This window comes from Paenibacillus baekrokdamisoli (assembly GCF_003945345.1).
Lineage (GTDB): Bacteria > Bacillota > Bacilli > Paenibacillales > Paenibacillaceae > Paenibacillus_Z > Paenibacillus_Z baekrokdamisoli.
Genome location: NZ_AP019308.1, coordinates 4,179,720 through 4,192,097, shown reverse-complemented (window position 1 = coordinate 4,192,097; position 12,378 = coordinate 4,179,720). Strand labels below are relative to the sequence as shown.

Annotated in this window: 8 protein-coding genes; all 8 read left to right on the top strand. The window is 44.4% G+C overall.

Annotated elements, in window-relative coordinates:
* Positions 1 to 267 precede the first annotated feature (267 nt).
* The 8 genes from EKN16_RS18575 to EKN16_RS18540 all read left to right on the top strand — a co-directional run bounded on the left by EKN16_RS18575 (position 268) and on the right by EKN16_RS18540 (position 12,361).
* Positions 268 to 1,938, top strand: a complete 1,671-nt coding sequence (locus EKN16_RS18575) for a sensor histidine kinase (protein ID WP_221226870.1) — start codon at positions 268 to 270, stop codon at positions 1,936 to 1,938.
* Complete coding sequence (locus tag EKN16_RS18570) at positions 1,931 to 3,418, top strand: response regulator transcription factor (RefSeq protein WP_125660461.1); 1,488 nt, start codon at positions 1,931 to 1,933, stop codon at positions 3,416 to 3,418. The genes EKN16_RS18575 and EKN16_RS18570 overlap by 8 nt, the downstream gene beginning before the upstream one ends.
* Before the next feature lie 227 nt (positions 3,419 to 3,645).
* Entirely contained in the window at positions 3,646 to 5,487 is a 1,842-nt protein-coding gene (locus tag EKN16_RS18565) for a right-handed parallel beta-helix repeat-containing protein (RefSeq protein ID WP_125660458.1), read from the top strand.
* On the top strand, positions 5,469 to 6,401 hold the full coding sequence (locus EKN16_RS18560) for an ABC transporter permease (protein WP_125660455.1): 933 nt from the start codon (positions 5,469 to 5,471) through the stop codon (positions 6,399 to 6,401). Before EKN16_RS18565 ends, EKN16_RS18560 begins: the two co-directional genes overlap by 19 nt.
* A gap of 15 nt (positions 6,402 to 6,416) precedes the next feature.
* Positions 6,417 to 7,295, top strand: coding sequence for a carbohydrate ABC transporter permease (locus tag EKN16_RS18555; RefSeq protein ID WP_221226871.1), 879 nt, complete (start codon positions 6,417 to 6,419; stop codon positions 7,293 to 7,295).
* A gap of 52 nt (positions 7,296 to 7,347) precedes the next feature.
* Entirely contained in the window at positions 7,348 to 8,943 is a 1,596-nt protein-coding gene (locus EKN16_RS18550) for an extracellular solute-binding protein (RefSeq protein ID WP_125660452.1), read from the top strand.
* Positions 8,944 to 8,959: 16 nt separating this feature from the next.
* Positions 8,960 to 9,586, top strand: a complete 627-nt coding sequence (locus tag EKN16_RS18545; protein ID WP_125660449.1) for an SGNH/GDSL hydrolase family protein — start codon at positions 8,960 to 8,962, stop codon at positions 9,584 to 9,586.
* Between the two features lie 213 nt (positions 9,587 to 9,799).
* Positions 9,800 to 12,361: a winged helix-turn-helix domain-containing protein gene (locus EKN16_RS18540; protein ID WP_125660446.1), complete on the top strand. Its 2,562-nt coding sequence runs from the start codon at positions 9,800 to 9,802 to the stop codon at positions 12,359 to 12,361.
* The last annotated feature ends 17 nt before the right edge of the window (positions 12,362 to 12,378 follow it).

Here is a 12,378-nt window from a genome sequence, read left to right as displayed (position 1 = left end):
ATACAACATGTACTTCAGATGGAAAAATACATGGACTATCTTTGTCGAATATGACATTATGAAGACTACTACATTTCTTGAAAGGCTTTGTTTGTCTATATGTATTCGCTTTCAAAACACTTCACGGAGGCACTCATGTATAAGCAGATAATTTCTTACACCCAGAAATATAGATTGAGCTACCGCATGATCGTGACCAACATCTGCATAGCTGTATTACCCATACTCCTACTGGGGTCAGTGGGTTATTTTTCGTATATTAATATTATGAAGAAGAATGCTCTAGCAAATATAGATCAATTTGTAACCCAGACTAACAATAGCCTCGATGAATACTTCGTTCGGATAGACCAATTATCCAAGTCTATCTTCTTCAATCGAAACGTCCAACAAATGATGGTTGAGAACAAGTCCTGGCAGGAATCCGACGCCCTGTTGAGAAACCTGAACTCTTACATGTCGTTAGATCCTACAATTAAAGCTGTCGGAATGATCAACGCCGATGATTTTCGCATCATCTCGATAGGACAGTTGATGACCAGAGAAATGCTGGATTATATCAGCCGCAAGAAGCAAACCAATCTTCTGAATAACAAATTACAAATTTCTCCGCCTATAGAAAGTAAATATAATGAGAAGGGGTTACTCGCTTTCAGGCAGGTTAAATCGATACAGCAGAATAGGTATTTGCAAGGAATCTATATCGGGGTTCTGCTTCTTGATACCAAATGGATCCAGCAAATCTTGCATACCGGCACTTTGGATGGCAAAGCCAATCTGTATATCGTTAACGAAAATGGGGACCTTATCGGCTCCTCCACAAACCAGTTTGATTATAAGAAAATACAGTCTCTTATTGAAAAGCAGCCGATTAACAAAGTATCCAACGTCCGTATGGACAAAGTGAATTATTTGTACCAGTCGAGTCCGATCAAGAGTCTGGATTGGAAGTTTATTGCTCTGATTAATAAAGACAAGCTGTTGGAGAAGGCCAATTTCATTCAATATTCGTTAATAGCGGTTATAGTCCTTATGATTCTTATCGTTATACTGGTTGTTGTGTCCTTTAATATTCGGTTGACTCATCCTATCACCAAGATGGCGGATGCTTTCGATAGCGCGGCGAGCGGAGACCTTGACGCTAAATTGAGGTTCGGTTATAAGAATGAGATTACTGTGATCCAGGATCACTATAATAATATGCTAGATCAGATCAAGAAGCTGACGGATAATTTGCTTCGATCGCAGCAGCAGCTTCATGAGACGGAGATGGAGAAGCAGCTCTTTCAGCTGAACGGGCTGCAAAGCCAGATCAATGCCCATTTCTTGTATAACGTGCTTCATTCCATTCGAGGAATGTCTTTATCCAATGCCAAGAAAGAAGTCGCCATGGCTATCGATAATTTAGTCTCCTATTTCCGCTATATTACCCGCACTGATGAATACGTCCTGCTCTATAAAGAGCTCGAACATCTGGAAAGATATATTGCCATTCAGAAAATACGGTTCGGAGATCGCCTGCAGTTCAAAGTTTCGATGGATCCTGCGCTTAGAGGCCAGTCTATCGTTAAGCTTATTTTACAGCCATTGGTTGAGAATTCTCTTTTCCATGGGCTTGAAGGAAAAAGCGGACGTTGGATCATTAAGATCAAGGCTATCGTGAAGGAAAAGGATGAATTGCTGATTCAAGTAATGGATAACGGGATGGGAATGAGCGAGGATAAGATGGAAAGTCTAGATGCCGATCTCAAAGGCATATCCTCCTCAGCTATGGATAATGGCGGATTAGGTCAAGGAATCGGTTTGGTAAACATTCACAAAAGAATTCAAATTTATTATGGCGAGCCTTATGGATTAACAATTAGGAGCTGGAAGGACAGGGGTACGCTAGTTACGATTACAGTCCCACTCAGAATCAAGGAGGATAACGATGTATAACTTACTTCTCGTAGATGACGAGCCTTGGATTCTGAAGGATATGGAGCAGATTATCGACTGGAATAAAGCGGGGTTTAACATTGCAGCTTCGCTGAATGATGTAAACGCAGCTGAGAGCCTATTGAAACGCAAACATATAGATGTTGTCATAAGCGATATCAGAATGCCAGGTAAGAATGGACTTGATCTCCTTTCATTCGTCAACCGGGTGTCTCCCCGAACGTTAGTTGTGTTCATGAGCGCGTACAGCGAATTTACTTACGCGAAGCAAGCTATTGAGAACGGTTGTTTTAATTATCTTCTTAAACCGGTTAACGTCGAGGAATTATTGCAAACGCTGGCAAGATGCTCGGAGCGACTATCGGAGATGGAGAACGAACAGAGCATCCGGAAAGACCATAAGCATTCCATGATGTTTATGGAGTGGATCGAAAAAGATTTGACGATACAGCAGGTTGTTGAACAATTGAAAATGTCCGGTATACCATTCAAATCGGACAAGCATTATGCATTCGTGACAGTGAAGAGCAAAGAAACAATGTCGGATGAAGACTTGCGTTCTGCTGATCGTCTGCTTCAGCAATACGGGATTTCCTTCTTTCGAGGGCGAGTCAGTTCGTACAAATGGACATATTTGTTATGTATTCCTGAGTTATCTGTAAGAAATTTATTGAGGGAAGTTAAACGTAAGTCTGCAGATCGACAATGGGATGTCGGAATTAGCTCGCTAAGCGTTGCGGGGAGTCGAGTCGGCAGACTCTACCACCAATCGAACCTAATGGTTGATACATCAATCTTGAATGGGAAGACTGGTGTTTACCAGTATCAGAGTAAAGTGAATGCAGCGGTATCTGCATTAAGGGAACAGATCAGTAAGGCATCCAGGCTGGAGCATTTGGAAGCGGCGTTATTCGGCGTGCAAAAAGCGATTGCCAAGAGACGTATTCATCTGAACGGACTTGTCGAGATTTATAATCTTTTTGTCGTCTCTATTGCCAATCTGTCAGCAATTAACGCCTCAGACATGATAGATCCCATAATGACCCAGGATCTTATTCTTCATTATGGGAATCCGCACGACCTGCTTGAAGATATGACGATGATGATTGAAGAACAGAAGAAGAAGCCAGGTGATGTAATCGCGCTCCCGATTGTAGAAGAGATTACGCGAAGCCTTGATCGAATGTTCGCACATCGAATATCGCTCAAAGAGATGGCGCAGAAATATTATATTAGCCCGAATTACTTAAGCCACTTGTTTAAACAGGAGAAGGGGCAAAGCTTTATCAACTACCTGATCCAGAGAAGGCTTGAAGCTGCTATTGCCTTGCTGGAGAAGGATATTTCGCTCTATGAAGTGGGAAGACTAGTAGGCTACGACGACTATGCCCACTTCAGCAAGCTGTTTAAGAAGCATGTCGGTCTATCGCCATTCGAATACAAACAGCGTATGAAACCACAAGAAGACAGGATTAATTAGCACGCATAGAAAATGGCTCAATACCTCGCGATTCGATTCGTGGGGTATTTTTTTGTGAAGTGAGAAAGTGTGAACTCTAGTTTGAGCTGGTTGACATGGCTTGAACATCGTAACAAACTACATCCCAGTTTCCAAGCTGAGTACATATAACCACATGACGGCGCATGGCATAATCAGAATAGATAAAGAAACGAGATAGACAAGAGTGGCTGGAAGGGGAAGTTTACTTGGAGGATCTTAATTTTAATGAAGCGTCATCAAGTGTGATGGATATACAGATCGACAGCCCTGTTTGGAAGGAATATAAGAAAGTCAGTGTTACGGATTTCGGCGCGAAAGCAGAGGAAGGGTGTTGCAACGAAGCAGCATTCCAGAGAGCCATTGATTATTGCAAGCAAGAGAGAGTAGCGGAATTAACCGTCCCGAGAGGGGTGTACCCTTTTCTGAATGGAAATCATCCGGTATTCGATGGATTGCGGGATTTCCGGTTTAACGGCGGGGGATCTGAATTTATATTTTCCACCGTATCCGCTTATTTCACCATTCGGCATTGCGAACGGGCTATATTCCAGGACTTCATTGTGGATTGGGATTGGGAGACAGGACAGCTCGCAAGCATTGGTCAGGTGCAGGCGATTGCGGAAGACGGATCGTCCTTCGACCTGTGCTTCCCTGAGTATGACTTGGTTCCGGAGGCTCTGGCTATCCGCACGATGAATGCGATGAATCCTCGGACGTTGACGCCAGGCTGTGAGCTTGGACGAGAGATTAACGGGAATCTATTCGGCAAGATCTCGGTGATGAGCAACAACATTGTCCGCGTTGAACTGCCAAGGCATGAATCCTTCCATTTCCTGAAACAAGGTCAGACCTATATCGTACGCCATTACATTTATGACGCGAATGCCTTTGAATTACATGGGAATCAACACCTGCGTATGGCGAACGTGACGATCTATTCAGCCCCAGGCCATGCCTTCGTTACGACCGGAGATCAGCATCATTGGGCATTGGAGCATTGCCGAATCATCAAGCGTCCCGGAACGACCCGTTGTATCTCTGTAACAGCGGACGGGTGTCACGTTAGCAACTCACAGGGCTACTTCATAATCGAGAATTGTGATTTCAGCTATAACGGAGACGATTGCTTAAATATTCATGATAATTCAGTTCAGGGCTTCGAGAGATTCAATGAAACAACCATTCGATTAAGCCGCGTGCAAGGATGGCGAAATCCCTTTGGCTCAGGCGATCCGATCGAGTTCCGTAACACCGACTTGTCACCGGCTGGAATTACTGTGAGCATTGCCAGCGTGCTATGGGACGAGCGGAACCAGCATTGCACGATTGAGTTCGAAAGCCCCCTTCCCTCCGGGCTATCCAATCAATCCATTCTATTCAATCGGAGATACAACTCCAGCAACTATATCGTGCGGAACAATTTCTTTCATCAGAACCGCGCTAGAGGCATACTGCTTCATTCCGGCAATGGCTTGGTCGAGAATAATCATTTTTACATGAACCAAGGCTCCGCGATTCAGATTGAATGCGGTGCGGAGGCGCGGTGGGCGGAGGGGTTCGGCGTCGAGAATGTCCTGATCCGCAATAATCTGATCGAGAACAGCGATGTGAACCACTGGAACATGGCCGTGATCTATATGGGCGTCTACCTGGAGCAAGGAAGAACATGCTACCCCGTCTTCAATGAGATCAGGATCGAACACAACACCATACTGAATTGCCCGCAGCAAGCGATCTATGCATCCTCCTGCAGACGGGTGTTTATTCGAGATAATGCGATCATGAATTCAAATGCGGGAGCGGTCAAGACGGATTCGGACGGAGACGAGAATTGCGTTCCCAACCGGGATTATTATCAGGGAAGCTTGATGGTCAGCCATTGCAGGGACATCTTCATCGAGAACAACAGAAGACTGGCTACCATTCCGACGACTGCGGATCATATTTACATCGAACCGGATACAAGTACGAATGTGTCCTTATCTAACAACACCGGATTCGAGCGGAAGGAAGCAGGTGAAGTGAACACATGGCAGCAAGCACGGTAACAGTGGATGTTAAAAATGATTTGATGAAGCGGATTTTCAAATATAAAGCGCTCTATCTCATGCTGCTCCCGGCTGTTGTATTCTTAATTATCTTCAGTTACATCCCCATGTATGGGGCAACCATTGCGTTTAAGGATTTCTGGATAAAAAAGGGTATTCTGGGGAGTCCATGGGTAGGCTTCGCGCATTTCGAGAAGCTGTTCGAGACCGATAAGTTCTGGCAAGTATTTCGCAATACGATCGAGATAAACCTGTTGAGATTGATATTCGGATTTCCTGCCCCTATTGTGCTAGCCATTCTATTAAATGAAGTGCGTCATAAGCTCTTCAAGCGCTCGATCCAAACGATTGTTTATTTGCCGCACTTCATCTCCTGGGTAACCATATCGGGTATCATTTTCTCCATCCTCTCGAATGAAGGGCTTGTCAATACGATCATTAGAGCTTTTGGTGGAGAGAACGTTAATTTCCTGACGAGCAACAGCATGTTCAGACCGCTCCTGATTCTCTCGGGCATATGGAAGGAGATCGGCTGGGGGACCATTATTTACTTGGCGGCTTTGTCGGGCATCAACCCGGATTTATACGAGGCTGCAACTGTTGACGGAGCTAACCGGTTTAAGCAAATTACTCACATTACGCTGCCAAGTATGGTCCCCATAATCTCCATTCTGCTCATCCTAAACTTCGGGAGCATGATGAATGGCGGATTCGACCAAGTATTTAACCTGTACAACACGATGGTGTACGACAGTGGCGACGTTATCGATACTTACGTTTACCGTATCGGACTAACGCAAGGGAAGTATAGCGTAGCAACTGCTATCGGACTTTTCCTGAATGTGATTAACTTTGTTCTGTTGGTAATGGTTAACAGTATAGCTAAGAAGCTGAGCGGTCAGGGAATTTACTAAAGGTGGCGATACCTCATGATTAAGTCGACGAGCCTATCCGGCAAAATTTTCGATGGTTTGAACATTCTATTTCTCCTATTCATGGCTTTGATCACTTTATATCCCTTCTGGCATGTTCTAGTGGGTTCCATAATGCCTTATGAGGAATCAATCAAATCCAGTCTTCATTTCTTTCCTGGAAAAGTGTCTTTCGAGGCATACGAATATGTCTTCTCTAAAGATACGATTGTTAAATCACTGCTTGTCTCCTTGTTTGTTACGGCGGCAGGCACCTTGTATCAATTATTAATAACCGCTATAACGGCATACCCTCTGATCAAGCAAGATTTACCGGGAAGATCGGCGATATTCCTCTTCATCATCTTCACAATGTTCTTCGGTGGGGGACTCATCCCTTATTATTTGTTAATCAAGAGCTTGGGGATGGTCAACAGTCTTGCAGTTATGATTATCCCGGCTGCGATAAGTACGTATAACATGATCGTTCTCAAGACTTTTTTCCAGAACATACCGATCGAGCTCGAAGAGTCGGCCAAAATGGACGGTGCGGGATACATGAGAATCTTTTTCCAGATTATCCTTCCTTTATCGGTTCCCTCCCTGGTCACCATTGGATTGTTCATTGCCGTAGGACAATGGAACAACTGGTATGTCCCGATGCTGTTCCTGAACGACAAGGACCTATGGCCGTTAGCCATAGTGCTGAGGGATATTCTCATCAACAACAATATGGAGCTGACTCGCGGCGGCAGCTTCGTCAGCAAAGAATTCATGTTAGGCGATACGATCAAGAATGCGGTTGTCATGGTCTCCGTCGTTCCCATCATCATCGTATATCCCTTCATTCAGAAGCATTTTGTGAAAGGGGTGATGATTGGTTCAATAAAAAGTTGACCCTTTAACGAGAAGAAAGTAATCTAACTAATACTAGGGGAGTTGGGTATGCATGTTTAGAAAAAGTAACAAGCTGGTCTTATTATTCATGGTTATATTCGCGGTAGTTAGCATCCTGTCCGGTTGTGGCGGCAACAATAACGAGAAAACAGCAGCTACAAGCCCTTCGTCTACGAACGGCACCGAAGATACGTCTACCCCATCATCGGAGCCTGTTGAGTTATCCGTATTTAGTTGGATGTTTGAAGGTGCGGACGCACCGGATTCCTTAATTTATAAGAAGCTGCAGGAAAAATTAAATATTCGTATTAAACCGATCACGGCTTCATGGAATGACTGGGAGGAAAAGCTTAATGTCATGATCGCATCCGGCGAAATGCCCGACGTATTCGTCTCTTATGGGATTGACCGTCCGGTTCAATATCGTCAATGGATTAAAGAGGGAATGATCCTTCCGATCTCAGATTATGCTGGTCAGTACCCGAACATCCAAAAGTCACTGGCTAACTTTGCTGTGCTGGCTAAGACAACGGGAGATAAGCATTATGCGCTTCCCATTTATAACGAGGCAGGAAGCGGCAAGGATGCGGTAAGCGGGCATAACATTCTTATTCGCAAAGATTGGTTAGACAAGCTGCATTTGCAAGTGCCGACGACACTCGATGAATTCTACGCAGTTGCCAAGGCATTCACGGAGAATGACCCTGATGGCAATAACAAGAAGGATACTTATGGTTACACTTCGAGCTCCGGCGGAGTATGGTGGCAATATCCGATTTTTAATGCGTTCGATACGAGCACGGATCGCTGGGAGAATAAAGACGGACAATGGTCGCCTGAGGTTATCTCCGACAAGATGAAGGATGCGGTATCATTTTTGAACAAGATGTACAACGAGAAGATCCTCGATCCTGAATTCATGCTTAACACAGATGACAAGAAGATTGAGAAATTCGTTACAGGAAAAGTTGGAATAATTATCCATAATGCGAATGCAACGTTCTATAATGATATCTATAACAAGTTCAAACAGGCGAAACCGGAAGCAGACCCGAAGTCCATCTTTACTTGGGTAGGTACAATGAAAGGAAAAACAGGTATTCAACGAATGGACGGCTTCAACAATTTCTGGTGTGAAACGTCTATTAATGCCGGTATTTCGGAAGAAAAACAGAAGAAGGCCTTGGAATTGCTGGACTACCTCCTCTCGGATGAAGGCCAAGATTTAATGCTTAACGGGATCGAAGGCGTTCATTATAAGAAAGATGGAGACAAGATTGTTCCGCTGATGACGGATGAAGAAAAATCCAAAGACAAGGCGTTCAGTCTTAAAGCGCTTGTATCTTGGAACTCGAACTATCTTCCTGACAGTATGCCTAACAAGGAAGATATCGTGGCGCTTTCTAAATCTACCGGGGATTATGCCGTCCCTAACCCTTTGGCGTACTTAAATATTAGTGAGAAGGCATTGGATCCGAGCGTCCCCACTCAGCTTAATGATTTAGTCAATGAGGAGATGATTAAGCTGATCGTCAACTCCAAGGACGTAACGGCCGATTTCGCTAAGTTCAAGGAAACATGGTTGGCAAAAGGCGGTACGAAGGTCATTGAAGAAACGAACAAGGAAGCTGCGGCTGAAGGTCGTTAAGAGGAGCAGATGACAGATGTTATTTCAGCAAGGACAGAGGATCGTATTCATTGGAGACAGCATCACGGATTGCGGAAGGAAAAGTGATCCGGAGGGGATCGGCAATGGCTACGTACGGGTAGTAAGGGATTATCTGTCGATCGGTTTACCAGCGGTTTCTTTGCAGGTGGAGAACAGAGGAATAAGCGGTGAGACCATTCTGGACCTTAAGGCACGCTGGCAAGAGGATGTTATTGCTTTAAATCCCGATTGGTTATCGGTGTCCATCGGCATTAACGATGATTGGAAAGAGGTCAGTCTTACGCAATATAGAGACACGTATCGCGAATTGTTGACGGAGACGAAGAAGCAGACGGCCGCTTCTCTGATCTTAATGGAGACGACGATCATCTCGGAGAATCCTAACGATGGGAAGAACGAGCGACTGCTTCCGTATAACCAAATTATTAGGGAAATGGCGGAAAAGTTCTCTGCGATCCTTGTACCGCAGTATCAGGTTTTTACCCAGTACTTGAGGACTCAGCAAGGGAAAGTTCTCACTTATGATCAGGTCCATATGAACTCGACCGGTAATTTACTCATGGCGCTTAATTGGTTAGACGCGTGCGGCATTAGAAATGAGCCATTGCCGCGTAGCAGTTGATTCAATTATCGGAAAATCTGGAATCATCACAAATAAGCAGATCTGTCGGGTACTTGGACAGGTCTGCTTTGTTTGAGCAGATGAGTTTTTGTGGTGAAATTTGACGATCATTGATACAATTATTGAATATTCCAAGTTGAGAAATCGTGGTGTTTGAAGCACTCTTACTATAAATTCATTTCCAGTCATCTTGTAAATACGGAGGATATTCCAATGATTGTAAGTACTAAGCTTCATATCCCCCATGGGCGTAATGCTTTGGTGTCCAGACCGAGGCTGATACGCAAGCTTAATGAGGGAATGGAAGCCAAGTTGACGCTTGTTTCCGCTCAGGCCGGTTACGGGAAAACAACGGCGTTAAGTGAGTGGGTGAAACAATGCCGTGCACTTGTTGCGTGGGTGTCGCTTGATAGGCAGGATAATGATTGGATAAGGTTCTGGAGATATATAACCGCATCAATTCAGGAGAAAGTACCTGGATTTGGCAAGACGGTCGGGTCTCTTCTTGAGAAAGGTCCTTCGGTACATTTCGAGCCTGTGATTACGGCGCTGCTGAATGAACTGAATGGTTTAACTAGCGAACTGGTGATCATTCTCGACGATTACCAGTTCATTGCGCTTCCTACTATTCATGATTCGTTCATCTATTTGATAGAGCATTTGCCTTCTCATATCCATCTTTATATCGCAAGCCGTGCTGAATTGTCGATCCCTACCACTCGCCTTCTGGCGAAAGGAGAATTACATCAAATCGACATGCAGGACTTGCGCTTTCAACTGGATGAGGGGCTTGTCTTTTTTCGAGATATGACAGATTTATTGTTAACAAAGGAGCAAGTGACTCAGCTGTTCCATCAGACAGAGGGGTGGATTAGCGGGCTGCAGCTGGCGGCGATCTCTCTAAAGCGCAGTGATGATATAGCCAAGTCTATTCATCAATTTAGCGGTCAGCAGCATAATATCTCCGATTATTTGCTAGAAGAAGTGTTTCAGCATCAATCCGAGTCAATGCGCAATTTTTTATTGGAAACGTCCGTTTTAAGCCGGATGAATCATTCTCTGTGTCAGTTCGTAACGGGTCAAATGAATGGTCAGGAGCAATTGGAAAGGCTAGAGCAGCTGAATTTGTTTATTATCCCACTTGATGATCACAGGAATTGGTATAGGTATCATCATTTGCTTTCCGATTTTTTGCAGCAAATATTGTCCAGATCAGATCCGGATAAATGGAGGCAAGCGCATATCCGTGCGGCGAATTGGTTGGAGGATCATGGATTTGATGAAGAAGCGGTAGAGCATTTTTTAGAAGGAAAACAATATGACGATGCCGTTCGGCTAATCGAGAAAAACCTGTATACATTGATGCAATCGAAGAGTGTTACGTTGAATAGATGGGTATCTGTTTTACCGGAAAATTCCTTTGCAGAGAAGCCGATGATTGAAATGTTTTACATATCCGTATTGCTGGGAGTCGGAGAATGGGAAGCCGCTTTTAGAAGAGTAGAGCAAGCCGAAGTCCGGTTTCAAGGGATGCAGGGGAGATTGAGTGATGCGCAATGGAACCAGGCAATGGGCAATATCTATTTTTTCTGTTCGATTACCTCATATCTTCAAAAGGACTTGGAGCGAACGTCTGCCTATTTTGAGTTGGTAGAACGATATATGCCAGAAGGCAGCTTCTTTCAAACGATGGGGCGCAACAGATATCAAGGCTATGATGCGTTTGATGATCATTTGGCTTTTATTAATGATCTTCATGCGGCGGATGTTTTTTTATCGAAATGGATTCATATTTTTGGTGGCAAGGAAAAATACCCCTTTATCGGTCTCTTATTAGCTTCTTATAGCAAATTGCTGTACGAGTGGAATCGGTTGGAAGAGGCAGACTTCTATGTAAGTCAGGCACTTTCACGCAAGGACGTACAGCCCTTTGCGCGGCTTTTGATTTCGATTGCCATTAGCGCTTCGCGGATTCAGCAAGCACAAGGAAATGCAAACCGAGCTTCAGAGCTGCTCGCGAATGTGAAGTCACAGATAGACTCCCCCGATTATGAATTATTTATGTTAAATATCGAAGCGGAGCAAGCTTGTCTATCCCTGCGGCAAGGCTTAGTCCAAGATGCAAATGATTGGTTGCAAAGCTGCGGTCTGGCGCATACGGATGAGGTTTCTCTGTATCGTATGATAGAGCATCTGACCTTGGCTAGAGTGCTTGTGGCATGTGGACGGTTGGAAGATGCATTGTACCTATTAGAACGGCTAGATCATTTACTCCACAAGGAAGATCGTCTCCGGGATCGAATTAAGGGATTGATTCTGCAAAGTATAACGCTTATGCGTTTGGGTCAAACGGAGACTGCGCTTAATCAGCTAGGGAACGCTTTGCATTTGGCGGAACCAGAGGGGTATATCCGCAGCTTTATTGACGAAGGTCCTATGATGGCGGAGATGCTTTCCGCATATTTGGAAGTGCAGCAAGGGATTCTCTTAAGCAATAACACCCCCTCGGCTTCCTTAGCCTATGTGAAGCAGCTGCTGTTAGCGTTGAATGTCACGTCGGAAGATGAGCTGTCTTTTAAAATAATAGTGACCGAACAGGAAACAAAGATTTTACGGTTGATCGCGGGCGGATTGTCGAACAAGGAGATTGCGCACCATTTGAACATCACGGGTGAGACCGTAAAGTCGCATATAAAAAACTTGTATAGAAAGTTTAGAGTAAACAATCGCGTGCAAGCACTGCAACGTGCCAAAGATTTAAAAATATTGGAATGAGACGTATCCCCCATTTG

Excerpts from the sequence above, each read along its gene's own strand:
- EKN16_RS18560 (WP_125660455.1), top strand. The coding sequence starts at position 5,469 with ATGGCAGCAAGCACGGTAACAGTGGATGTTAAAAATGATTTGATGAAG.
- EKN16_RS18545 (WP_125660449.1), top strand. The coding sequence starts at position 8,960 with ATGTTATTTCAGCAAGGACAGAGGATCGTATTCATTGGAGACAGCATC.
- EKN16_RS18575 (WP_221226870.1), top strand. The coding sequence starts at position 268 with ATGAAGAAGAATGCTCTAGCAAATATAGATCAATTTGTAACCCAGACT.
- EKN16_RS18555 (WP_221226871.1), top strand. The coding sequence starts at position 6,417 with ATGATTAAGTCGACGAGCCTATCCGGCAAAATTTTCGATGGTTTGAAC.
- EKN16_RS18540 (WP_125660446.1), top strand. The coding sequence starts at position 9,800 with ATGATTGTAAGTACTAAGCTTCATATCCCCCATGGGCGTAATGCTTTG.
- EKN16_RS18570 (WP_125660461.1), top strand. The coding sequence starts at position 1,931 with ATGTATAACTTACTTCTCGTAGATGACGAGCCTTGGATTCTGAAGGAT.
- EKN16_RS18550 (WP_125660452.1), top strand. The coding sequence starts at position 7,348 with ATGTTTAGAAAAAGTAACAAGCTGGTCTTATTATTCATGGTTATATTC.